Origin of the sequence: Streptomyces sp. cg40 (assembly GCF_050320165.1) — a bacterium.
Classification (GTDB): Bacteria; Actinomycetota; Actinomycetes; order Streptomycetales; family Streptomycetaceae; genus Streptomyces; species Streptomyces hokutonensis.
On record NZ_CP190128.1, the window covers coordinates 9116341 to 9140081 of the forward strand.

The window sequence follows — 23741 nt, forward strand, 5'->3', positions numbered from 1 at the left end:
GGGGCGGTCGGTGTCAGTCCGTCGTCCGGGCCGGGTCCGCCGTGACCGCGCGCAGCAGCGGGCGGCTGGTGCCGATCGCGGCGAGCATGGCGAGGGCGCCGAGGGTCACGCAGACGGCCAGTTGCACGGCGCCGGAGGTGCTGATCGTGCTGCCTGCGGCCTTGTTGACCTGGACGGCGGCGTACAGGCCGGTCGCGGTGGTGCCGCCGGCCAGGACGAGCAGCGGGAGCACCGTCTCGCGGACCCTGGCCCGGTCCAAGACCTTCAGCGGCGTACCGGACAGACGCAGCAGACCGTACGTACGACGCCGGTCGAGGACGTTCGCGGCGGCGGTCAGACCCGCCGAGGCCGTCGCGACCAGGAAGCTCACCGCCAGTGTGGCGGTGCCGAGTTGGGCGAGCCGGTCGGTGACGGCGGCGTCCTGCGCCTCCGCGTAGGCACCCGCGTACGGCAGTCGTCCCGCGGCGAGCGGCTGGAGGACGGTGACGGCCGTGTCGAGGGCGGCCGGTCCGCCGGAGACGCGCGCGACCACGCCGTCGCTGCCGCCGAGCAGGAAGCCGTCGTCGTCCGTGCCGACGGTCGCGTCGACGCCCGCCGCGCGCAGCAGCCGGCGGGCCTCGCCCACCGTGTGCCGGGCGTCGGCCGCGTTCGCGGTCGGTACGGCGACCTGGCCCTGGTGGTCGAGGCCGACGATGCCGAGCAGGCCGACGGTGAAGAACCCGGCGACGAACCCCGCCAGCACCAGACCACTGACCGTCCGCCAGGCACCGCGCGGATCGTCGCTGAGCCTGCGGGCCGCCAGCAGGGTCGCCGGGCGGCGGGCGAACCGCCCCACGACCCGGCCCAGCCGGTCCACGAGCCACGGCCCGAACATCCAGAACGCGCCGTAGAACAGCACCATCAGCGCGACCAGCGTCCCCGGCTTCAGCGTGCTGCCGTGCGTGCTCATCCGGATGTAGACCAGCACCGCCACGAACAGCACGAGCCGGACCAGCCGGGTACGGCGCGGGTCCGACTGCTGGGCGACCCCGAGCGGCGAGGACGCGACCTGCCGCAGCGTCGACATCGCGCTCACCGCGATCAGCCCGGCCACCCCCACCACGACCGCCACCACCCACGGCAGCCCCACCCACAACTGCCCGACGTACCAGGTCCCGATCCCGTACGGCACCTCGGCGAGCGCGGGCAGCAGCGCGGCGTAGGCCACCGCCCCCGCCAGGGCACCGGCCGCACCCACCGCTGCCGCCTCCACGCCGGTCATGGCGAGGATCTGCCGGGGAGTCGCCCCGGCGAGCCGCAGCGCCGCGAGGCGTTGTTCCCGGCGGGCAGCGCCTAGCCGCCCGGCAGCCGAGGCCAGCACGATCACGGGGACGACGAGTAGACCCACACCGAGTAGTACGGCCGACTGGTCGTCGACGGTGAACACGCTCCGCTGGGTACCGGCGAACCCGGAGACCACGGAGCGCGCCGTCAGCCCCACGTCGTAAATGCCCTGCCCGTCCGCCGACTCGGAGACCGCCGGGTCCGTGGGGGACCGGCCGATCACCGCCACGAGCTCGTCGGGCGAGGCGAGCCCGGCGGCGCCGATCGTGCCGTAGGACGTCGACTTCGGGAAACGGTCGGCCAGTTGGGTCGGGGGGAGGGCGCGGAGGAGTCGCGCGAGGGCCGGGGAGACGTACCAATCACCCTGCTTCGGGAAGGAGTTGAGGCCGGGTGGGGCGGGTGTCGGTGCCTGGTGCGGGAGTTGGGCCAGGGAGACGACGGTGATCGGTTCGTCGCGGACGTAGGTCGTGGCGAGGGCTTGGATCGCGGTGCCGTGGCGGTCGGGGTCGGGGGTGCGCCAAGCGGTGCGGTCCGCTCGGGCACCCGCGCCCAAGTAGGCGGCGAGCAGGGTGAGCAGGACGAGGGAGCCCACGGCGGCCGCTGCGGCGGCGAGGAGTTGGCTCTGCAGGCCGCGGCGGCCGGAGGACTTCGCGAGGTGCCAGGTCAGGGACAGAACGGGGGAACGCATCGAGGTCTCTGAGAGCTCAACTGGCGGTGAACTGGCTGTAGTTGCTGATCCGGCCGTCCCGGACCTGGAGGACCCGGTCGCAGTGCGCGGCCACCTCGGCGTCGTGCGTGACCATCACCAGCGCGGCACCCTGCTCACGGGTCACCGACGTCAGCAGCCGTACGACCTCCGTGCCGGTCGCCTGGTCCAGGGCGCCGGTCGGCTCGTCGGCGAAGACCACGTCCGGCGCCACGGCCAACGCCCGTGCGATGGCGACCCGTTGGGCCTGGCCACCGGACAACTGGCCGGGGCGGCGTCCCTCCAGACCGTCCAGGCCGAGCGGTGCGAACCAGCGCCGGGCGCGCTCCACCGCCTGTGCGCGGGGCAGCCCCTCCAGCATCAGCGGCAGGGCGACGTTCTCCTCGGCGGGCAGTTCGGGCAGCAACTGACCGGACTGGAAGACGAATCCGAACCTCTTGCGGCGCAGCGCGCTGAGCCGGTTCTCGCCCAGGTCGTCGATACGGTCCCCGCACAGCAGCACCTGGCCGCCGTCCGGGCGGACGATCCCCGCAAGGGTGTGCAGCAGCGTGGACTTGCCGGAGCCCGACGGGCCCATGATCGCGAGGGAGTCGCGGGCACCGACCTCCACGTCCACGCCCGCCAGGGCCGTGGTGGAGCCGTACTTCTTGATCAGGCCGACACCGGCCAGCACGGTGCTCATGAGCGGTCGAACTTCCAGGTGACGGAGTCGGCCGAGGCCTTGACCACGGTGACCGGGATGTCGACCGCCGTGCCGTCGCTCTTGCGGCCCGTGCAGGTGACGGTCGCTCCGGCGACGGCCTTCAGGCCGGTGGGGCAGGTGACCCCCGAGATCTTGTCGCCGACCCAGGGGAGCGGGTGGTACCTGCTCTGCGCCCGGCCGGCCACGATGTCCGCCGACAGCGCCTTGTGGCCGTCGACCGTGACCGTGCTGTGCGCGTCGAGTTCGGTGGTGGACTGCGTGCCGGACAGCAGATGGGTGCCGAGCGCACCGAGGGCGACCGCGGCCGTCGCGCCGCCGATCACCCCGATGACGAACCTGGTGGACTGCATCACGCGTACTCCTGAAGGGTGGGAGGGGAGGAAGCGGTCCCACTCTCGTCGGCCCGGACCCGGGCCCGCCTCGGCCGAACGGCCAGGGTTCGCACCACCCCCGCTCGACCGTTCGGCCGATCCCACCACACCACGCCTCGCATACCGTGACCAGCATGAGATCCGTCACCGGCCGGGGCTGCGCACGGGGGCTCGCCGTGGGCGCCCTGCTCGGTCTCGCGGCCTACGACCTGAGTTTCACCGCCTCCACCGGCCGCTCGGCCTGGCCCGCGGTCCTGGTGCTCGGCATCGGCCTGGCCGCCGTCCTGTGGTCCGTCGCCCGGCGCCCGCGGTGGCTCACCCCGCAGCTGCGCACTGCCGCGCCCGCCGTCCTCTCGCTCCTCTACAGCGCGGGCGCGATCCTCGCCGGGCACTCGGAGCTGTTCGGCCCCGGCGAGATCGTGATCCTGCTGACCCTGACCTTCATCGCCGTACGGCACTGCCCGCAGCCCTGGGCCGCGGTCTGCGGCGTCCTGGACGGCCTCGCGCTGCTCGCCCTGCCGGCTCGCTACTTCCACTCGGTCACCGACGACAACCTGCTGCTGGTCACCACGATCGGACTGGTCCTCGTCGGGGCCACCGCCGGGTTCGCCGGGTATCTGCGCTCCCTCGACTACCGCCGCACCGTCGCGGTCACCGAGACCCGGCGCGCCGAACGCCTCGCCATCGCCGCCGACCTGCACGACTTCGTCGCCCACCACGTCACCGGAATCCTCGTGCAGACCCAGGTGGCCCGCATGATGGCGACCAGCAGGCCCGCGGACCTCGACCCCGTGCTCTCGGGCATCGAACGCGCCGCGACCGAGGCCCTGGCGTCCATGCGGCGCACGGTCGGTGTGCTGCGCGACGCCGGACCGGACGCGGCCGACCGCCGCCCGGCCGGCGACCTCGCCGCCGTCGCCGAACTCGTCGACGGCTTCGCGAGCCCGGTCCAAAAGGTCGTCCTGCGCCGCGACCCGGCACTCCCCGACGACCTCCCGCACGAGGTGCAGGCCGCCGCCTTCCGGGTCGTACAGGAAGCCCTGACGAACGTACGACGGCACGCGGCCGACGCCGCCGAGGTCACCGTGGGGCTGCGCCGCGCGGGCCGCCGGCTGGAGGTCACGGTGACGGACGACGGCCGCGGCGGCACCCAGCTTCCGGCCGCCGCGCACGGCGGCGGCTTCGGTCTCGTCGGCCTCACGGAACGGGTGACGGCGCTCGGCGGTGAACTCCGGGCCGGTCCGCGCGCAGGGGGCGGGTGGGAGGTGCGGGCAGTGTTTCCGGCGGGGCGGCCCTGAGGGGGCGTGGCTTTCCGGGCGGTCCCGTCAGGCCTTGAAACCGACCCCTCCGTACAGCTAGACCGGTCCCTCGCCGGGCGGTGTCTCGCCCTCCGCGAGTTCCGGGTGCCAGTCGGTTATGGACACGATCCCGGGGGCGATCGGCTCAAGTCCCCTGAAGAAACTGCCCACTTCGGCGTGCGAGCAGTTCGGCACGGTCATGCCGACCCGGTGCCGTCGCTCAACACGCCGTCCAGGAAACGGATCAGGTCCGCGAAGACCTCCGCCCGGTTCGTCTCGTGGAACACCTCGTGCCGGGAGCCCGGATACACGTGCTCGGTCAACTCCCCACCGCTCAGCCGCTCGACGCCCACGAGACTGCCGGACAGCGGGACGAGCCGGTCGTCACCGCCGTGCAGCCACAGCAGCGGCAGCCGGCCGATGTCGCCCCCGTCGGCGACCGTCGTCAGGGTGCGGGCGAAGGCCTCCAGCGTCGGCCGCTTCATTGGACCGTGCCAAACCAGCGGATCCGCGGCGTACGCCGCACCGACCCCCGGGTCACGGGAGAGCGCGGCCGGGCTGATCGGGACGTCCGGGATCTCGTCGAGGGCGAGCAGCCGCTGCGGCAGCTCCCAGGTACCGATCACCGGCCCGGACAGCACGAGCGCGGCGAGCTCGTCGCCGTAACGCTGCGCGAAACGGGATGCGATCAGGCCGCCCATGGAGTGGCCGATCAGGACGAGGGGCACGCCCGGGTAGGTGGCGCGGGCCAGGTCGGCGACGGAGTGCAGGTCCGTGACCACGTCCTCGAAGTCGTCGATCAGCACACGCTCACCGCCCGACTCGCCGTGACCCCGGTGGTCGGGCCCGAGGACGGCGGCGCCGTGCGCGACGAGTACGGCGGCCAACCCGGCGTACCGGCCCATGTGTTCGCCGTAGCCGTGCGCGACGAGGACGACGTACCGCGGGCGCTCGTGCGGCCACTCACGTGCGGTGATCGTGCTGCGGGTACCGGGGAGGACGTGCTCGCGGGTGTCGGCCACGGTCAGAAACTAGCACCGCCGGTCCGACGCCATGATCCACCGAGGTATGGCAGGGGCCACCTGGCGAGACACTCCTTACGCGGGGAGATGTAAGGACATACGATCGGTCCTCGCATGAACACGATGACGCTCTGGCACATATCCGGCTGGGAATTCGCCGCGCTCGCCGCCGCGGCCCTGCTCGTCGGCTTCTCCAAGACCGCCGTGAGCGGGGCCAACACGGTCAGTCTGGCGATCTTCGCTGCCGTCCTGCCCGCCCGCGCCTCCACCGGCGTACTGCTCCCGATCCTGATCGTCGGAGACGTGCTCGCCGTCCTCACCTACCGGCGGCACGCCCACTGGCCCACCCTGTGGCGGCTGTTCCCGGCGGTCGCGGCGGGAGTCGTGATCGGGACCCTGTTCCTGGTGTGGGCCGACGACGCGGTCGTACGGACGTCGATCGGCGCGATCCTGCTGTTGATGGCCGGGGTGACCTTGTGGCGCCGCCGCAGGGCGGAGGCCGACGACGAACCGGACTCGGTGGCCACCAGGTCCGGGAGGGTGAAGGCCCGCTCCTACGGGGTGCTCGGCGGCTTCACCACGATGGTCGCCAACGCCGGCGGTCCGGTCATGTCGATGTACCTGCTCTCGGCGGGCTTCCGGAAGCTAGGCTTCCTGGGCACCTCGGCCTTCTTCTTCCTGATCGTCAACGTGACCAAGGTGCCCTTCAGCGTCGGCCTCGGCCTGATCGACGGCCACTCACTGCTGCTCGACGCGGCACTCGCGGCGTTCGTCGTGCCCGGCGCGCTGATCGGCAAATGGGCCGTGAACCGCATCAACCAGCGCCTGTTCGAGCAACTGGTGATCGCGGCGACGATCATCGGCGGCCTGCAACTGCTCCTGCGCTGACTCTCGGCCCCGTGACCTCGTACGCTCGCCCCATGCCCCCGCACATCCTGATCCTCGGCGGCACCACCGAGGCCCGAGAGCTGGCCGCCGAGCTGGCGGTACGGCGTTCCGAGGTCCGGGTGACGACCTCGCTCGCCGGGCGGGTCTCGCGGCCCCGGGCACTGGCCGGGGACGTACGGATCGGCGGGTTCGGCGGCGCGGACGGGCTGGCCGAGTGGCTGCGGGAGCAGCGCGTGGACGCGGTCGTCGACGCCACGCACCCCTTCGCCGAGTCGATCACCGCGAACGCGGCACGGGCCGTGGCGGACACCGGGTTGCCCGCCGTGGTCCTGCGCCGGCCCGGCTGGCGACCGGTACCCGGAGACCGCTGGCACCCGGTCGCCACACTGCCCGAGGCCGCGGAGGCGCTCCCCGGACTCGGGCACCGCATCCTCCTGACCACCGGCCGCCTGGGTCTTGCCGCCTTCGCCCACCTGTCCCAACTGCACTTCGTCGTACGGTCGGTGGAGCCGCCCGAGTCCCCGATGCCACCGGACATCGAGGTACTCCTCGCACGCGGGCCCTTCACGGTGGACGACGAGGCGGCGCTGCTGCGCAAGCACCGGATCGACGTGGTTGTGACGAAGGACAGCGGGGGAGCGGCGACGGCGGCCAAACTCACGGCCGCGCGGGAGGCGGGCGTCCCGGTGGTGGTCGTAGGACGGCCGCCGTTGCCGGAGGGCGTGCGCGTGGTGCCTGATGTCGCCGGGGCGCTGGAGTGGCTGGGGTTCAGCCCGGGGTGACGACCGTCGCCCGGAGGCGGTCCACCGCGCGCAGCACCTCGTCACGGTTCTTGGCGCTCTTGATCCAGGCGGGGAGCCGGGCGACCAGGGTCATCTTCTGCCCGGTGTCGTACCAGGGTGCGCGTTCGCGCAGGTCGGCGGCGACGAACCGCCTGATGAGGTCCAGGTGTCGGAGGTTGTACGCCCACACTTCGCCGTGCCTTGTCCCGGCCCGCAGCCACAGGGTCGGCCGGGGGCCGTGGGACGGAGTCGTGTCGATCCGGCACAGGCCGCAGGACCGGCAGACCAGGCGTGTGTGCGGATACCTCCTGCCGTCGGCGTCCGGAGGTGTGCACGGGCGCCGCTCGAAGTGGGCGATCCGCTCGCAGCGCGGGCACCGGACCAGCGTCGACGACGCGAAGTCGGCGAGTGTGGCGCGCGGGTCGTGGAAGCGCACGGGTGTCCGGGACATGCCGTGAGTGTGACAGCGGCTCCGCTCGCCCGGCACCCGTTTTCAGGAGGCGGAGTTCTCCGCCAACTCCGCCGGGCGCTGCGGGAGTCCGGAGCTCAGGTCCTCCACCAGGAGGCGCTTGGCGATGGTGTCGACCGCGGCACGCAGGTCGGCGTTCGAGGGGCGGCCGATGTCCTGCTGGACCCGGGCCTCCAGCCAGTTGCCCCAGGCCCTGCCGATGATCTCGGCCTCGCGTTCGCCCGCCGCGGTGTGGGAGAGGAGGGAGCCGGTGCGGGTGAGGTAGCCCTCCTCGACCATGCGGTCGAAGACCGGGAGGAGCACCTCCGGGGGCATGTGACGGCGGGCGGCGATCAGGCCGAGGCTGGCGTGGCCGACCATCCTGCCGAACAGTTCGACCTGCATCACGGCCCAGGCACCCGCGATGTCCAGCCGGGTGTCGGAGTCCGTGATGATCCGCCGGGCGGTGTCGAGGTCCGTGCTGCCGATGACCTTGCCGACGGCCGCTTCGAGGAGGCGCTGCGAGTCCCCGCCGCGCGGTGACGCGAAGCCCTCGCCCATGTCGGTGGAGCCCATGCGCGCGCTGTCGCGCAGTTCGACCTGCTTGAGGAACAGGGCGACGACGAAGCCGATCACCGCGACCGGGACCGTCCAGCGGAACACCGTCTGGATGGTGTCGGCGTACGCGTTGATGATCGGCGCGGCGGCGGCGTGCGGCAGTTTGTGCAGGCCCTCGGGGCTGGTCGCCGCCTTGGTGATGGTCGCGGGGTTCAGCGCGCTCGTCCTCGCGGCGGACGCGATGCCGTCCTTGAGGTTGGGCGCCAGGCTGTTGGCGTAGATCGTGCCGAAGACGGCGGTGCCGAACGAGCTGCCCAGCGTACGGAAGAAGGTGACGCCGGAGGTCGCGGTGCCCAGGTCGGTGTACTCGACGGTGTTCTGCACGGCGATCGTCAGCACCTGCATGCACAGCCCGATGCCGGTGCCGAGCACGAACATGTACACCGATTCCAGGAACGCTCCGGTGCCCGGACCCATGAGGGACATCAGATACAGCCCGACGCCCATCACCGCGGAGCCGATGATCGGGAAGAGCCGGTACTGGCCGGTCTTGCTGACCACGTTGCCGCTGAACACGGACGCGATCAGCAGCCCGATCACCATGGGCAGCGTCCGCACACCGGAGACCGTGGCCGAGTCGCCGTCCACGTACTGAAGGTAGGTCGGCAGATACGTGAGCGCGCCGAGCATCGCGAAACCGACGATGAAGCTGAGGATCGAGCAGACCGCGAACACCGGGTTGCCGAACAGCCGCATGGGCAGCATGGGTTGGGCGGCCCGCGTCTCCACCCAGCAGAACAGGGCGAGCGCGATGGCGCCGCCCACGAACAGGCCGATGATGGTCGCCGAACCCCACGCGTACTCGTTGCCGCCCCAACTCGTCGCCAGGATCAGGGAGCTCGCGCCGACCGCGACCAGTGCGATGCCGAGATAGTCGATGACGGGCCGTACGGCCGACTTGACCACGGGGATGGTGCGGGCCGCCGCGACGACGACCACGATCGCGATCGGCACGTTGACGTAGAACGCCCAGCGCCAGGTCAGATGGTCGGTGAACAGGCCGCCCAGCAGCGGTCCGATGACCGTGGCCACGCCGAACACCGCGCCGATCGCGCCCTGGTACTTGCCGCGCTCCCGCAGCGGGATGACGTCGGCGATCAGCGCCATCGCCGTCACCATCAGCCCGCCCGCGCCGATGCCCTGCACCGCACGCCAGGCGATCAGCAGCGTCATGTTGGTGGCGAGACCGCACAGGAACGAGCCCGTGATGAACACGATCGCCGAGACCTGGAAGACCACCTTGCGGCCGAACAGGTCACCGAACTTGCCGACCAGCACGGTCGCTACGGTCTCCGCCAGCAGATACGCGGTGACCACCCACGACATGTGCGCGGCGCCGCCCAGGTCCGACACGATCGTCGGCAGGGCCGTGCCCACGATGGTCTGGTCGAGGGCCGCGAGCAGCATGCCGAGCATGATCGTCACGAAGACGACGTTGCGACGGCGAGGGTCCAGCACGGGGGGCTGCTGCGCGGAGGGCAGCGAGGTTTCCTCGGCGACTGTCACGAGGTCACTTTCACACCGGTGGACCATCCGTGCACAGTGGGCGGGGCCGCTCGGGTTGCTTCCTCGCGCGCTACTCCGCCGCCGGGTGCCGGCGCAGCAGATACGTGTCCATGATCCAGCCCTTGCGCTCCCGGGCCTCCGCCCGCAGCCGCTCGATGCGCGGGGCGGCCTCGGCTATCGGCCCGGAGGCGAGGATCTCGTCCGGGGTGCCGATGTAGGCGCCCCAGTAGATGTCGATGTCCTGGTCGGCGTACTTCCGGAAGGTCTGCTGCGCGTCGAGCATCACGACCACGTCGTCGACGCCTTCCGGGAACCCCTCGGACAGCCGCCTGCCGGTGGTGATCTGCACCGGCCGGGCCACCCGGTTCAGCCCCGTGCGGTGCCGGGCGACGAGCGCCGAGACACTGCTGATGCCGGGCACGACGTCGTACTCGAAGGCCGCCGCGCCCCGCTCCAGGATCTCCTCCAGGATCCCGAGCGTGCTGTCGTACAGCGAAGGATCCCCCCACACCAGGAACGCGCCGCTCTCGTCCTCGCCCAACTCCTCGGTGATCAGCCGCTCGTAGATGTCCGCGCGGGCACTGCGCCAGTCCCCGACCGCGGGGGAGTACGCGGCGCCCCCGGCCTTCCGGTCCCGGTCCGGGTCGCGCGCCTCGACCAGGCGGTACGTCGCCTCCGGTATGTGCGCGTCGAGCATGTCCCGGCGGAGCCCGGTCAGGTCGGACTTCACCTCGCCCTTGTCGAGAATGAAGAACACGTCGGTGCTCCGCAGCGCCCTGACCGCCTGGAGGGTGAGCTGCTCGGGGTCGCCCGCACCGATACCGATGACATGAATCTTTCGCACACCCCCGAGTCTGCCCCACGCCACTGACAGTCCGTACATCGCACCGGCACGGACCGGCACGGACACGGCATCGACCGGCTAGGACGTCGCGCGTAACACCGGCGCAGACCGGCTAGGACGTTCCGTGCAACACCGGCACAGGACCGCCTAGGACGTCCCGCGCAGCCGGGGCGCCCGTGCCCGCGCGTCCACGCTCCCGCCGCCCCGCTCCACGTCGTCCCCGAGCCCCCGCGCCCACGCGGCGACCCCCGCGAGATCCATCCCGTACGGCCGCTCCCGCCCGGTCAGGGCCGCCCACTCCGCCACGCCGCCGGCCCCGCGCCGCAGCAGCCGGGCGCCGCCGGTGACGTTCCCCCGGGCCGCGTGCGTGAGCCCCACCGCGAGCTGGGCGAGCCCGCGCCACAGGGCCCGCTCCTCGTCCGGCCCCGACTTCCAGGCGTCCTCGAACACCTCGTGCGCGTGGAACGGCTTCCCCTCGTCGAGCAGCGCCTGCGCCTCGACGACGGTCTCCTCCGGCGCCCGCACGACGCCCTCGGGCTGCCGGGCCACGCCCTGCGAGCCGTACGGCAGCGGCCGCCCGAGTCCGTCCCGGGGCCGGGCATTGCGCGCCCGCCCGTCGCCGTCCCGGTCCCGCAGGTCGTCCGTACCGTCCGCACCGGCCGAGGATGTGTCGCTCATACGACGATTGTCCCGCGCCCGCCACCGGCTTCGGCGCACCCCCGGGCGTGGGGTAGGCTGCTGTTCGCGCGATCACGCGGTTCACCGCAGGAAAGCGCACCGGGACGTGGCGCAGCTTGGTAGCGCACTTGACTGGGGGTCAAGGGGTCGCAGGTTCAAATCCTGTCGTCCCGACTTTTCGAAGTCGCAGTTCAGGGGCCGTTTCAGAGGAAATCTGAAGCGGCCCTTTGATCATTCCTGGGGACCATTTGGGGACCAGGGCGCTTGACGGGGGGTGATGCCGGTATGACCTCCGAAGAGCAAGAGGAACTCAGGTGACTGCGGCGGGAGAACGCCCGGCTGAAGGAGGGCAGCGAGATCCTCCGGAAAGCCGCTGCCTATTTCGCACGGGAGACGACACGGTGATCCGCTTCTGTTTCGTCGACGAATACCGGAACGCCCATGGCGTGAAGCGGATGTGTGACGTCCTGGGCTGGGACCGCTCCGGCTACTGCACCTGGCACAAGAACAAGGAGACACGACAGCAGAGGGCGGACGGGGAAGAAGAACTGGCGCGGCAGATCCGGGAGATCCACACCGATTCCCGGGGCGCCTACGGAGCCCTGCGTATCACTCGCTCCTTGCGGGTGCAGGGACGCGTCGTGAATCGAAAGCGCGCCGCGCGGGTTGTGCGGGAACGGCAGCTCTCCGGGATGACGCGCCGGAAACCACGGTCGCTGACGAAACCGGACCGCATGGCACCGCCGGCCCCCGACCTCGTTCAGCTGGACTTCAACGCACCGATGCCGGGCCTGAAGCTCGTCGGTGACATCACCTGCCTGCCCACAGCCGAGGGATGGCTGTACCTGGCCGCGGTGATCGACCTGTGCACGCGTGAAGTCGTGGGCTGGTCTATGGTCGACCACATGCGTACGCAGCTGGTAGGTGACGCCATTCGGATGGCTCATGCCGGCGGGCATACGGCCGGTAACGCAATCTTCCACACCGACCGCGGATCCCAATATACGTCTATCCAATTCCGGGAAAAATTGGCGGAGTTGGACCTCCGTCAGAGCACAGGCCGAGCCGGCTCGTGCTTCGACAATGCGGCTGCGGAGAGCTTCTTCGCCGTACTCAAGTCCGAGATCGGCACCACCGCTTGGCCGACCCGTACCCGTATGCAGGCCCGGCAGGACGTATTCCGATGGATCGCGCAGTATTACAGCCGAGAGCGGATCCACTCGACCATCGGCCACCTCACCCCGCACCACGCACGGACCCGCTATCGGCAACGCCTCGACCTCGTGGCATAAAACGGAAGTGTCGGACTTCAAGGGGTCACTTCGGACGAGGCCATCACCCTCGCCAACGCCACCGAGTACAGCCTGGCCTACGCCGTGTGGTGCGGGGGCGTCGCCCGGGGGATGACCCTGCCCACCGCATCGAGGCCGGCCAAGTCGCTGTCAACAGCGGTGTCATGGGCATCGAGGCACCGTTCGGCGGCTACCGGACGAGCGGCATCGGCCGGGAAAAGGGCATCGGCGCCCTCCACGAGTACACCCGGCTCAAGACGGTCAGCGTCAGCGTCACCCTGCCGGACCCCGCGACCAAGTGACGTTCGCCGGCGTCACCGGAGAACACGACGGGCAGCAGGGATCCGTCACTCCGTGAGCCCGCTGGTGCCGGTGACCCAGTTGTCCCTGCCCCAGGGGGTCGCCGCGTCTTCCAGCGGATCGATCTCGCCGTTGGTCTCCGCCGTCGAGAGGAGTTCCGCGACGGTGTGTTCGGGTTCCCGAACCGCGGCGGCCAGAACTCTCGACAGGAAGGTGAGGAACTCGATGGCCTCGCCGGGGCTCATGAGGGAGGGACGATGGGTGAGCCAGCCGGAGGCCGGTCCGTCATCAGGCTCGATCAGGTACAGCGCCAGGGCCCGAGGGAGGGCTGCGGTGCGAAAGCCCAGGAGTCGGAAGGGCAGGTCCCCGGGATGGTTCGGTTCCGCGTCGCACATCGATCGTGGATAGACCTGCAGAGACACGGGAGCCACGTCGTCGAGGTCCGGGGCGTCCTGGTGGCTTCCCTCCGACAGGGCGTCTTTTACCAGGTGAAATGGTGTACCGGCGTGGTCCAGGGAGTCGAGCAGTGTGTCCTGTGCACGTTCCACCAGTCGCGGGAAAGGCGCCGCGCGGTCGACGGGGACTCGCAGCAGTACTCGGTTGGCGAACAGGCCGACCAGCGCCTCGTGCTCCTCCTCGTCACGTCCGGCGTACGGTACGGAGATGATGGCCTCGCCTGCCCCCGACCGCTGCGCCAGCGCCGCGGCCAGGACGGCCAGGGTGATGGTGTACGTGGTCGTCCCGAGCGAATTCGCCAAGCGCCTCAGCCCTGTTCCCGTGTTCTCGGGGAGGGTGAATGGCATGTCCAGTGCGGACGTGCTCCGCGGCGCGGGCGTTTCGCCACCGGTCCACAGTCCGCTGGAGACTCCGGACAGGTGCGTGCGCCACCACGGTAGGTCTCGGCTCGACCAGCCGGACCTGTCACGCTCCGCGCGCTCGGAGACGTATGCGGCCCAGCCGCCGTCCGCCTTGGTGTCCGGCTCCGCCGGAGCAGCCTCTCCGTTCGCCAACTCCCTGTAGCTGTCTTGGATTTCTCGGACCAGGACGCCACAACTCCAACCGTCGGCCACGATGTGGCTCACCGTGAGGAGCAGGAGATGGAGCTCCGCTTCGAGGGTGATCAGCGTGACACGCAGGGGCCAGTGCGACTCCAGGTCCACACGGATCGCACTGTCCCTTGCGCCGAGTTGGGCGCAGACGGCTGCTCTGCGGTCCTCCGGCAGACCGGTCAGCCTGACCGTGTGGATCGGAAAGGTGACCGGCGCTGCGCGGAGTGTGGCTCGGGGCGCCTCGTCAGGTCCGGGGATGACGCGCGTCCGCAGGGGAGCGTGGCGGCGGACCACCGCGGCCACGGCCCGGGACAGCAGGAGCGGGTCGACCTCGTCCTGTATCAGGTAGGTCGGCGAGATCTGGTCGGCGAGGCCGTCCGAGGCGCGTGCTGCCCGCCAGCGACGTACCTGACTCTCCGTCAGATCGATGGGGGTCGCGTCGTGTTCGTCGTCACGCATGTGACGTCCTCCCTTCGGCGCGAGCAGTCGAGGGGGTGGCGGACACCCGTAGTTGGGCGAGGAGTTGGTAGATGGTTTCCGTGCCCCGTCGCAGTGCCTCTGCCTCGATGTACTCGTCCGTTCCGTGCATGCGCCGCAGGCTCTCCCGTTCGACGGCATAGGGATAGATCCCGTAGACCGGAATGTCCTGTTCCCTGAAGGGGACCGCGCTGGTCACCGCTTCGAACTGCGCTGCCGTCGTGGCCACCCCGTCGTGGGTCGTCGCCACCGCCCGCTGCCACATGCGGAAGATGTCCGTGTCCTGGGTGGACGACGGCGTCGCCAGGTAGCCGGTGATGCGGTCCAGCGTCTGCTGCTCCGTTTCGCCTGTTCGACCGATGACGGTCAACTTCGCGTGGTCCACGACCAGTTCCCGTAGCAGACGCAGTACGTCCGCGGGCGCGTCGGCATGGGGAAGGAAGCTGACGCGCAGCTGCGCGGACGCGTGACCGGGGACGATGCTCGTGTAGTAGCCGGCGTCGGCGGAGATGAACGCGAGGGTCGTACGCATCATGGCGTTGTGCAGCTCGGGATGGCCGCTCAGCTTGAGGGCGTGCTCCCCCGCGGTGTTCCGCGCCGACTGGGAACGGGCCTCCAGCATGTCCCGTAGAGCGGCCGCGAACGCCTGGTCACGGGTGCTGCGGCTCAGCGCGTCGAAGTAACCGCGGGACAGTGTGTTCGGACGGATGCGGAAACGGTACGCGTCGAGCAGTTCGAGAGCCCGCGCGAGACGGATGACCGCCTGCCCCTCATAGGGCTTCGACGTGTGGGTCGCGTACCCCCCGGTGTCGATCTGGACGAGCATCGACCGTTTGTCGGAGCAGGTCAGACTGGCGAGCATCGGGGATGTTCCGTCCGGCTGGTTGAGTACCCAGCCGCCCTCCGTCAGTACGACACCGGGAACGATCTCGCCCGGCTTCTGGGAGAGCAGCCAGCTCACCCCGTAGGGGCCGTTCTCCTCGTCGCAGTCCGACCAGAAGATCACCTCGCGGTCGAAGCGCGCTCCTTCTCGCAGATGCCTTACCAGGGCAGTGACGAATGCCGCGTTGGTGCCCTTCATGTCCAGGGCGCCGCGGCCGTACAGACGTCCGTCCTTCACCTCACCCGCAAACGGATCCACCGTCCAGGGGTCGCCGACCGCGGGCACGACGTCGGAGTGGCCGAGCAGCAGCAGCGGCGCCTTGTCCGTGGGGCCCGCGGCCGGCACCCGTGCAAAGAAGTGGACGTTGTCGGCCTTCGGCGTGGGCACGATCTCGGTCGTTGCCCCCGCGTCGTCGAAGATGCCCTGCAGCATGCGGGCGTACGGCAGCGTGACCGCCCCGTCGCCCGGATTGCTCGTGTCGTGCCGGATCATCGCGACGGCGAGAGCGACCGGATCGGCCGCGTCGACGGTGAAAGCCGTCGCGGCGGCTCGAACCTGGGCCGGACGGTCTCCGGCCCTGTCGGAGCCGGCCGCTGCGGCTGCCGCTTCCGGGGGCTGTGCCGGCCCGATGGACAGGGAGCCCAACGTGCCGGCGACCGCCCCGACACCGAGCCCGAGCAGCGACCGTCGTGACGGCTTCTGGGCGTCGGCCACGGCCGACAGACAGACGTGGATCACCTGCTCGGGATGAGTCCGGTGAACGTAGTGGCCGCCGTCGAGGACGTGCTCGGACCAACCCGCGTCGGTGTGTCGTCCCCAGTCCCTGGCCGCGGATTCGAGTACGCGTGTGTCGTCCTTGGCCCGAACAGTCCGGATGGGTACGGGAAGGGGCGACGCGGCACGGCCGTCGTATCCGCCGGCGAGCCGGAGATCCGCGAGTACCGGCGGCAGCAGGAGTTCTTCGAACGCGGTGTCCTGGAGGAGTTCGGGCTCGGTGAGGCCCGTCCGAGCCACGTACGCTCGCGCGTCCGCCGAGGTGAGGGGCCCGGCCTCACCCGTGTAGGCCGTCGGTGGCCGACTGGCCACCGGGCAGAGCCGGGCGACGTCGCGGTCCGCCGCCAGCAGAGCCCGGCAGATCTCGTACGCGATGACGCCCCCCAGACTGACACCGACCAGGACCAGTCGGTGGTCGAAGCGGAGCAGCTCGGCGGCGACAGCCGACGCGTACTCGGACATGTCCGTCACCGGCGCCTCGTCCGTGCGCAGTCCCCGGCCCGGGGGGTCCACCAGGGCCAGTGCGGTGCCCGTCGGTGCCCGGGACACCCAGGAGCTGAACGACGCCCCGTGGGCACCGGTCGGTGGTACGCACACGACGAGCGTGTGGGCGTCGTCCGTCGGCTGGGGGAAGCGCAGCCACGCGGCTCTCTCACGCATGTGTCACACCCTGTCCGGCCTCTCGGCAGAGCGCGGCGATCCCCGAGAAGGTCGGGGCACCGAGCAGTTGGCGCAGGCTGACACGTCGGCCGAATGCCTTTTCCAGCCGGTTGGTGAGTCGCACGGCCAGCAGTGAGTGCCCGCCCGCGTCGAAGAAGTTCTCGTCGGCCGTCGCCGGAGCCGTGCCGAGCAACTGCTCCCAGAGCCCGACAAGCACGCTCTCCGTGTCGTCGGTGGGGGCGAACCGCTCCCGTGGTCCGTGGGTGACGCTCTCGGCGCGCGTCCTGAGGAGGCTGCGGTCCAGCTTGCCGTTGGTGCCCAGCGGCAAGTCCGGCAGAACGATGATCCGTGACGGGACCATGTAGTCCGGCAGCCGGTCGCGGACGTAGGCGCGCAGAGCCGCCGGATCCGCTTCGACCGCTTCGGTCACACAGGCGATCAGCCGAGGCTCACCCTGTTCCTCGGCGACGTAGACACCCGCGTCGGCGACGAACGGAGACGTACGCAGGGTCGTCTCCACCTCTTCGAGTTCGACGCGGTAGCCGCGGATCTTCACCTGGTTGTCGGAGCGCCCGACGATCTCCAGGTTCCCGTCCGACGACAGGCGGCCGCGGTCTCCGGTGCGGTAGCGCCGGACCCCGTCGGCCCCTGTGGCGAACCTGTCGCTGTCGCCGTCGCGGACGTAGCCCAGCGCGAGCGGTGGCCCCGCCACCCACACCTCGCCGACCACGCCGGGGGGCAGTTCCCGGCCGAGCCGGTCGTGCACGGTGAGGGACGCGCCGGCCACGGGCTTGCCCACCGGCACTCGTTCGGCGTCCGGAGCCAGCGCCGACACGTCGTACGCCGCGACGTTCGAGGCCGTCTCGGTCATGCCGTAGAGATTGAGCAGTGTGGTGCCCGGAAGCAGCTCGCGGAACCGCAGGGCCGTGGTCACCGGCAGCGCGTCGGCCCCGCTGGTCACCAGGGTCGGCTGGTGGGCAAGGCCGCCGCGGCGGTCCACCTCGTCGAGCAGTCCCGTAACGAGGTGCGGAGTGAGGAACAGATGCGTGAGGTGTTCCCGGACGACGGCGTCCGCGAAGAGCGCGGGATCCAGAACCTCCTCCCGGCTCAGGAAGACCGACGGGATGCCCTGCAGCAGACCGCCGAGCATCTCCCAGGGAGAGGCCACCAGCGACACGGACTTCTGGACCGCGATGACCGCTCCGGGCTTGAAGGGGTGATCGCTCCACATCCACAGCAGCCGGTTGAACACGGAACCACGGCTGACACGCACGCCCTTCGGGGCGCCGGTAGTGCCCGAGGTGTAGACGATATGGAACACCGATGTGCTGGAATCGCCGGAGTCGTGAGCCGTCAGCACCGGCCCCTCCGAGACCTCCGCCAGGCGCACCCGGGGTGCGTCGAGCGTGGGGAACTGGTCGAGCCCCGGCTCCGCCAGGACGCAGTCGGGTGCCACCTCCTCGATCATCCGGCGCTGTCGGCGAGCCGGAACCGCGGGGTCGAGGCCGAGGTAGCCGGCGCCCGTCCGCAGGATGGCGAGCACCCCGGCGAGAGCGGCGGGGCCCCGGTCGGCCGCAAGCGCGACGATGCCGCCGGGCCGCACCCCGCGATCGGCGAGCTGTGTCGCGAGGCGGCCACTCCATTCGTCAAGCTCTCGGAACGTAAGGGTCTGCCGGCCACTACGCACAGCGGTCGCGTCCGGGGCCGCGGCCACCTGGGCCGCGAACAACTGCAGGAAGGGCGCGGAGCCGTTGCCGAGTCCGGCCTTCTCGGGTGCGGGGATGTCGGACAGCATCAGTGTGTTCCTCCCGTGGTGAGGTTCGAGACGAGGTGCCGGCTTTCCGCGCCGGGCAGGAGATCCAGCGCGCGGATCGTGGTGCCGGGGCTTTCCGCCAGTGCGCGCACGGCCAGCAGAGTGCTCTGGAGCACGCGCCGGGCGGCGTCCGCGTCCATGAGCTGCTCCTGGTAGGCGAACTGCAGGACGAGTTCCAGCGGACCGTGCGGCTGGGCGTAGAGCGCGCAGTCGTACTTGGTGTAACCGGTGTCGAGTTCGACGAAGCGGAAGGTCACGCCGTCCGCGGTGGTGTCCCTGGCCGGATAGGCCGGCATGTTGAGCATGGTCTGGAACACGGGCGTCGCCGAGCCGCTGCGTGCGGCCGACGGAAGGTCCCGCAGCGTCCAGCCGAAGGGGTGGTCGGCTGCGGCATAGCCGTCAAGGACCACATCGCGCACCTCCTCGGCGAAGGCACCGAGGGACGTGTCTGCGTCCACCGGGATGCGCAGCGGCAGCATCGACAGCATGAAGGCCGCCACGTCGGCCTGCTCGGGCCGGTCGCGGCCCGCCATCGGGGCGCCGATCACCACCTCGTCGGCGTCTCCGTAGTAGGTGAGAGCCAGTGCGTAGGCGGCGAGGAGGACACTGAACGCCGTGCCGCCCACGCGCCGTGCCGCCGCCCGCACGGAGGCGGTCAGCTCTTGGTCGACCACGGCCTCGACGATCCGGCCGCGGTACGTCGGCCGGGCCGGACGCGGCTTCTGCGCCACGTCGAGTACGGGCAGCTCACCGGTGAGCTGCCGCCGCCAGTAGGTTCCGGCCTCGGCGACCTCCGGCGTGCGCTGCAGCCGGCTCTGCCAGTCGAGGTAACGGTCGTAGCTCGCGGCCCTTGTCCCGGAGGCGACGGCCCCGGGTTCCGCCACCAGCCGATACAGGTCGGCGAGCCGTTGGAAGAGCACGGTCGCACCCCAGCCGTCCAGCAGGATCTCGTGCATGCTGACCAGCAGCCGGTGTTCCGCGTCTCCCATGACGAACAGCTGGACCCGCAGCGGCGGCTCGGCCGACAGGTCGAAGGGACGGGCGGCTTCGGTGACGGCGCGAGCACGATAGTGGAGTCGACGCTCCTCGGCGTCCTGGCCTTCGAGGTCTTCGGCTTCGGGCAGCGGCACCCGCCAGTACGGATAGGTGTGGACGATTTCGCCGTCCCGCTCCGTGAACCGGGCGACGAGGGCGGGGTTCTCATCGAGCAGCAGGTCCCAGGCGAGGGAGAGCCGGACGCGGTCCAGCGGACCGTCCAGCAGCAGCGAGCCCTGATAGCTGTAGTACGGACTGTCGGGGTCGAGGCGCCAGTGGAAGTAGACCCCTTCCTGCTGCGGTGTCAGCGGGCGGGTGCGCGGACCCTCTGCCCGGACGGCCTCGGCAGCGGGTGCTTCGGGGGCGGGCGCGTCGGTGGCGAGGGCGGCGAGCGCCGCAGGGCTGCCGTCGATGAGGACGTCCCGCAGTGTCGCGCGGGTCCCTTCCGCACGCAGCCCGGACAGCAGACGCATGGCGAGCAGCGAGTCTCCGCCCAGTTCCAGGAAGGTGTCGGTGCGGCTCACGGAGTCGATGCCCACCAGCTGAGCGATGAGAGCGGCGATGTGCCGCTCCACGGGATTCGCCGGCAGGTCGAAGGCACGGTCGACGGACCGCTCCCTCGGGGGAGGCGCGGGGAGGGCCGCGTAGTCCGTCTTGCCGTTTCTGGTGAGGGGCAGGTGCGGAAGCTCCACGAGCGCGCGCGGCACCATCGACTTGGGCAGCCGGTCGGCAAGGAACGCGCGCAACTCGTCCACGGCGAGAGGAGAACGGTGCGGTACGGCATAGCCGACGAGCCGGGGAGTTCCCGTGGCAGCGGTCGCGAGCCCTGTCTCCCGGGCGACGAGCGCCGGGTCGGGTTCCGGGACGTGCACGGTCACGGCACAAGCGGCCACCGCCGGGTGGGCGCCGAGGACGGTTTCGATTTCGCCGAGTTCCATCCGTACGCCGCCCACCTTCACCTGGCGGTCGATCCGGCCGAGGTATTCGAGTTCGCCGGCGGGAAGGACACGTACGGCGTCTCCCGTGCGGTACACCCTGCCGTGTCCGCCGAAAGGGTCCTGAAAGAAGGCCTCGGCCGTACGTCGCGGATCGCCGAGGTAGCCACGGCCGACGGCGACACCGCCCACGAACAGTTCGCCCACCTCGCCGCGCGGGCAGGACAGCCAGGCGCCGTCCTCCTCGCGCAGCACGTACAGCGTGACGTTGCCGATGGGACCGCCGATCGGCAGGTGGCGAACCTCGGGGCCGGGCGGGTCGAGTCGGGCATGGGTGACGTCGTCAGAGCATTCCGTGGGTCCGTACGCGTTCACGAGTCCGATCGCCGGAAAGGCCGAGAACCAGCGCAGAGCCAGTGGCGGTGGCAGCTCCTCACCGGTGGCGATCATCCAGCGGAGTCCGCCGAGACCGCCGTCGGCGGGTCGGGCGTCGTGGGCATCCAGCAGGAAGCGGATCAGCGTGGGTACGACCTCAAGGACGGTCGTACCGCGACGCCTGACGGACGCCAGCAACGCGCTCCCGTCCTGGGCCTCGTCGTCGGTGTAGATCTGTACGGTGCCACCGGTCAGGAACGGGACGAGCATCTGCCAGATGGAGATGTCGAAACCCAGCGGGGCGGTCTGCGCGAGTGTGTCCGCTTCGTCGAATGCCAGGTCCTGGACCTTCGCCCAGAGATGATTGAGCATTCCCTGATGCTCGACGAGCGCTCCCTTCGGACGACCCGTGGATCCCGAGGTGTAGAGGACGTAGCGGATCTCGTCCGGCGGCGGTGGCAGCGGCCGCGCGGCGAAGGGCGTGTCCGCGTCGGCCAACGTCAGTGGCAGGACCGGGCAGCAGGCCGCCTCGGCACCCTTGAGCAACGGTTCCCGGCCGTCCGGAGGGCCGGTAGTGATCAGCAGGACCGCCGCGCTGTCGTTCAGCACGTCCTCGACACGGGCCGCTGGCCACCCGGGATCCACGGGAAGATAGACGGCTCCCAGTAGTTCCAAGGCCAGAAACGCCGTCACGACCTGGCTGCCGCGCCGGCCGCCGACGGCGACGACGTGCCCGGCACCAATGCCCTGTGCGGAGAGTGCCGCCGCGGCTCGCCGGGCCTCGTCGGCCAGTTCCTGGTAGCTGAGGGTGCGGTCGGCCTCCTCGATGGCCGGACGTCGAGGCGTCCGATCGGCGTGGCGCTCCACATGCGTGATGACCGCGTCGGTCAGGTCGTACGCCTCGGTCCTGGACAACGCGGCGGAGATCGCGGCCTGCCGCTGTCCGGCGGCGATGGGAAGCAGCTCGAAGGCGCCGGGTGCCACGAGCGCGGCGCGGCCGTTCACACCCGCTCCTTCTTCTCGGCGACCACGAGGAGGTACTCCACGGGAACACCGGTGCCACGGCCGTCAGCGGTGACGAAGCGCTCCGTCATCTCCACCATTTCGGCGCGCAGTTCGAACCATCGGCTGGGTGGGGAAATGGTGTTGCGGGCGGCGATGCACGGACCGAAGCAGGACTCGAAGAAGGCGACCAGCGCCTCGGCGTCCGGGAAGGGATACCAGAGCTCTCGGCGCTCGGCCGTCAGCGCGAACTGCTTCCCCAGCAGCTCCCGCAGGTAGTCCTCGTCGCCCCACAGCATGGGTTGGCCCTGGTGACCCGTGGGAGACGGGAAGTACGCGGAGAGGATCTCCTGGAAGTGCGCGGTCCAACTGCGGCTGGTCCAGTTGCACATGCCGATGCGTCCGTCGACACGGCAGACCCGCGCCATCTCGCCCGCGGCGGCCTCGTGGTTGGGGGCGAACTGCACACCGTAGGTGGAGGTCACGAGATCGAACGACTCGTCCTCGAAGGGGAGTTCCTCGGCATCGCCCCGGTGCAGGTCAACCTGGACCCCGGCTTGCGCGGCGCGCTCGCGCGCGTCCGGGAAGAACTCGTCGGTCAGATCGAGCCCCTGGACACGGGCCCCTCGCTGTGCCGACAGGATGGCCACGTTGCCGTTGCCGGTCGCCACGTCCAGGTGTGCCGTGCCCGGCCCGGGCGCGAGCCGTTCGATCAGGTCGACGGCTCCGGGCCTGAGCAGGTCGGCGACATGGCGGTACTCGCCGTACGACCACATGGTGCGGTTGACTTCACGGATGTCCTGATGCGTGGGCATGAGTGTCTCGTCTCTCTCAGAGGCTGAGCAGGCTGCCGATGCCCCGGGCTTCGGCCTCGGCGTGAACTCGGTCGGCTACGGCGACGTCGAGGATGGACATGCCGAACGGGTTGCTGACGACGATGTCGGTCTCGTTGCGGCGACCGGGATGACGTCCCGTCACGATGTCTCCCAAGGTGGCGTCGATCCGCCGGGCTCTCGGCTGCCGGCTCACACCGGAGCGCGGTTCACCGTCAGGGCCGAGCAGGGTCCCTGCCCGGTGCATACGGCCGAGCAGACGTCGCGGGTCGTCGCGCACCAGACCCCAGTCGTCCACCACGACCAGATCGGCGTCCAGGACGGCCGCCTCGGTGAGATCGTCCAGGGAGACATGCGCGACCAGCGTGCCGGGCTTGAGCCAGTCGGGCTCGATGTACCCCTCGGTGACGGTGGTGACAGGGACGACGAGATCGGCATCGGCCACGCATTCCCGCGCTCCGTCAACCGCCTTCACCTTGACGCCTTCCCCGTCGGGCAGGCCGGTGACGAAGTCCAGAAAGGTCTTTGCACGGCCCGGTGTGATGTCGTAGGCGACGACTTCGTTCACCGTGGGCAGACTGCGCAGAAGCAGCGCCGCATGGGCCTGTGCCAGGGTCCCGCAGCCGATGAGCGCCAGCGTTCGCGGTGATTCGACGGCGAGATGCCGTGCCGCCAGCGCGGTGACGGCGGCAGTACGCATGGCGCTGATGTACGCGGCCTCCATGAGGGCGACGGGCCGCGCGGTCTCCGGTTCGAGGAGCAGGGTGAACCCCTGGGAGCGGGGGATGCCCCGGTCGGGGTTGGCGAGGCTCGCGTTGATCGTCTTCAGACCGATCACCGGACGGGTGTCACCGAGGAGTGCGCCCGGCATGGCCAGGCATCGGGCGGCGGCGCCGTCAGGCGTGGTCCAGCCGAGGTACGCCTCCTCCGGGAGGATCGACCTGCCTTCGCCGTGCAGGACGAGTGCCTCGGCCACCGCGTCGACGATGTCGACACCACGGGCCGCTTCGATGACATCCGCTCGGGTCAGGTAGCGGAACCTGCTGTCGGGATACTGCTCGAAGTCCATGGGGGATCTCCTGGAGTCCGGCGGGTACGGGAGGGAGCGGGCACAAAGGCCTGGATC

The 23741-nt window shown here is 70.6% G+C and carries 20 protein-coding genes and 1 tRNA gene; 6 read left to right on the top strand and 15 right to left on the bottom strand.

The annotated features are described in order from the left end of the window. Positions 1-13 precede the first annotated feature (13 nt). Genes ACQHII_RS41130 through ACQHII_RS41140 form a run of 3 tightly spaced genes read right to left on the bottom strand, consistent with a single transcriptional unit; the run spans position 14 to position 3082 of the window. Positions 14-2011 (bottom strand): FtsX-like permease family protein, encoded by a 1998-nt coding sequence (locus ACQHII_RS41130; RefSeq protein ID WP_427924011.1) that lies wholly within the window; start codon positions 2009-2011, stop codon positions 14-16. Between the two features lie 16 nt (positions 2012-2027). Further along, positions 2028-2711, bottom strand: a complete 684-nt coding sequence (locus ACQHII_RS41135; protein WP_427924012.1) for an ABC transporter ATP-binding protein — start codon at positions 2709-2711, stop codon at positions 2028-2030. After that, the gene (locus tag ACQHII_RS41140; RefSeq protein WP_427924013.1) at positions 2708-3082 is read right to left on the bottom strand and encodes a DUF4333 domain-containing protein; all 375 of its coding nucleotides are present in this window, start codon (positions 3080-3082) and stop codon (positions 2708-2710) included. The genes ACQHII_RS41135 and ACQHII_RS41140 overlap by 4 nt, the downstream gene beginning before the upstream one ends. Before the next feature lie 155 nt (positions 3083-3237). Here ACQHII_RS41140 and ACQHII_RS41145 point away from each other — a divergent pair, with 155 nt between their 5' ends. Continuing rightward, entirely contained in the window at positions 3238-4401 is a 1164-nt protein-coding gene (locus tag ACQHII_RS41145; protein WP_427924014.1) for a sensor histidine kinase, read from the top strand. Positions 4402-4458: 57 nt separating this feature from the next. Here the strand turns inward: ACQHII_RS41145 and ACQHII_RS41150 are convergent, their stop codons facing one another. After that, entirely contained in the window at positions 4459-4602 is a 144-nt protein-coding gene (locus ACQHII_RS41150) for an SAM-dependent methyltransferase (protein WP_427924015.1), read from the bottom strand. Then, positions 4599-5423 carry a lysophospholipase gene (locus ACQHII_RS41155; protein ID WP_427924016.1) on the bottom strand — a complete coding sequence of 275 codons (825 nt, stop codon included), beginning with the start codon at positions 5421-5423 and terminating at the stop codon, positions 4599-4601. The genes ACQHII_RS41150 and ACQHII_RS41155 overlap by 4 nt, the downstream gene beginning before the upstream one ends. Before the next feature lie 114 nt (positions 5424-5537). On the opposite strand from ACQHII_RS41155, the gene ACQHII_RS41160 reads away from it, so the two are divergent. Together ACQHII_RS41160 and ACQHII_RS41165 are read left to right on the top strand one after the other, a co-directional pair. After that, on the top strand, positions 5538-6311 hold the full coding sequence (locus tag ACQHII_RS41160; protein ID WP_427924017.1) for a sulfite exporter TauE/SafE family protein: 774 nt from the start codon (positions 5538-5540) through the stop codon (positions 6309-6311). A gap of 32 nt (positions 6312-6343) precedes the next feature. Beyond that, positions 6344-7093 (top strand): cobalt-precorrin-6A reductase, encoded by a 750-nt coding sequence (locus tag ACQHII_RS41165; RefSeq protein ID WP_427924018.1) that lies wholly within the window; start codon positions 6344-6346, stop codon positions 7091-7093. Here the strand turns inward: ACQHII_RS41165 and ACQHII_RS41170 are convergent. From ACQHII_RS41170 to ACQHII_RS41185, 4 genes are all read right to left on the bottom strand, one after another. Beyond that, entirely contained in the window at positions 7080-7544 is a 465-nt protein-coding gene (locus ACQHII_RS41170; protein ID WP_427924019.1) for a hypothetical protein, read from the bottom strand. The two genes, ACQHII_RS41165 and ACQHII_RS41170, sit on opposite strands and share 14 nt — an antisense overlap. Before the next feature lie 42 nt (positions 7545-7586). Continuing rightward, positions 7587-9665 (bottom strand): MDR family MFS transporter, encoded by a 2079-nt coding sequence (locus ACQHII_RS41175; RefSeq protein WP_427924020.1) that lies wholly within the window; start codon positions 9663-9665, stop codon positions 7587-7589. Positions 9666-9735: 70 nt separating this feature from the next. Then, positions 9736-10509, bottom strand: a complete 774-nt coding sequence (gene cobF, locus ACQHII_RS41180) for a precorrin-6A synthase (deacetylating) (protein ID WP_427924021.1) — start codon at positions 10507-10509, stop codon at positions 9736-9738. A 147-nt stretch (positions 10510-10656) separates the two neighbouring features. Next, a complete protein-coding gene (locus ACQHII_RS41185) occupies positions 10657-11187 on the bottom strand; it encodes a DUF309 domain-containing protein (RefSeq protein WP_427924022.1) in 531 nt (176 codons plus the stop codon). Positions 11188-11287: 100 nt separating this feature from the next. Between ACQHII_RS41185 and ACQHII_RS41190 the strand changes: the two genes are divergently transcribed. From ACQHII_RS41190 to ACQHII_RS41200, 3 genes are all read left to right on the top strand, one after another. Beyond that, positions 11288-11361: transfer RNA gene (locus tag ACQHII_RS41190), tRNA-Pro, on the top strand. A gap of 227 nt (positions 11362-11588) precedes the next feature. Next, complete coding sequence (locus ACQHII_RS41195; RefSeq protein ID WP_427924023.1) at positions 11589-12479, top strand: IS3 family transposase; 891 nt, start codon at positions 11589-11591, stop codon at positions 12477-12479. 164 nt (positions 12480-12643) lie between these two features. Further along, a complete protein-coding gene (locus ACQHII_RS41200) occupies positions 12644-12781 on the top strand; it encodes an aldehyde dehydrogenase family protein (RefSeq protein ID WP_427924024.1) in 138 nt (45 codons plus the stop codon). Positions 12782-12826: 45 nt separating this feature from the next. On the opposite strand, the gene ACQHII_RS41205 is transcribed toward ACQHII_RS41200, so the two are convergent. Genes ACQHII_RS41205 through ACQHII_RS41230 form a run of 6 tightly spaced genes read right to left on the bottom strand, consistent with a single transcriptional unit; the run spans position 12827 to position 23684 of the window. Then, positions 12827-14287: a condensation domain-containing protein gene (locus ACQHII_RS41205; protein WP_427924025.1), complete on the bottom strand. Its 1461-nt coding sequence runs from the start codon at positions 14285-14287 to the stop codon at positions 12827-12829. Continuing rightward, on the bottom strand, positions 14280-16622 hold the full coding sequence (locus ACQHII_RS41210; RefSeq protein ID WP_427924026.1) for a M20/M25/M40 family metallo-hydrolase: 2343 nt from the start codon (positions 16620-16622) through the stop codon (positions 14280-14282). Before ACQHII_RS41210 ends, ACQHII_RS41205 begins: the two co-directional genes overlap by 8 nt. Further along, positions 16615-18417: a non-ribosomal peptide synthetase gene (locus tag ACQHII_RS41215; RefSeq protein ID WP_427924027.1), complete on the bottom strand. Its 1803-nt coding sequence runs from the start codon at positions 18415-18417 to the stop codon at positions 16615-16617. The genes ACQHII_RS41210 and ACQHII_RS41215 overlap by 8 nt, the downstream gene beginning before the upstream one ends. Continuing rightward, positions 18417-21785 carry an amino acid adenylation domain-containing protein gene (locus ACQHII_RS41220; RefSeq protein WP_427924028.1) on the bottom strand — a complete coding sequence of 1123 codons (3369 nt, stop codon included), beginning with the start codon at positions 21783-21785 and terminating at the stop codon, positions 18417-18419. Before ACQHII_RS41220 ends, ACQHII_RS41215 begins: the two co-directional genes overlap by 1 nt. Beyond that, positions 21782-22597, bottom strand: a complete 816-nt coding sequence (locus ACQHII_RS41225; protein WP_427924029.1) for a class I SAM-dependent methyltransferase — start codon at positions 22595-22597, stop codon at positions 21782-21784. Before ACQHII_RS41225 ends, ACQHII_RS41220 begins: the two co-directional genes overlap by 4 nt. A gap of 16 nt (positions 22598-22613) precedes the next feature. Then, complete coding sequence (locus ACQHII_RS41230) at positions 22614-23684, bottom strand: ornithine cyclodeaminase family protein (protein ID WP_427924030.1); 1071 nt, start codon at positions 23682-23684, stop codon at positions 22614-22616. Between the last annotated feature and the right edge of the window lie 57 nt (positions 23685-23741).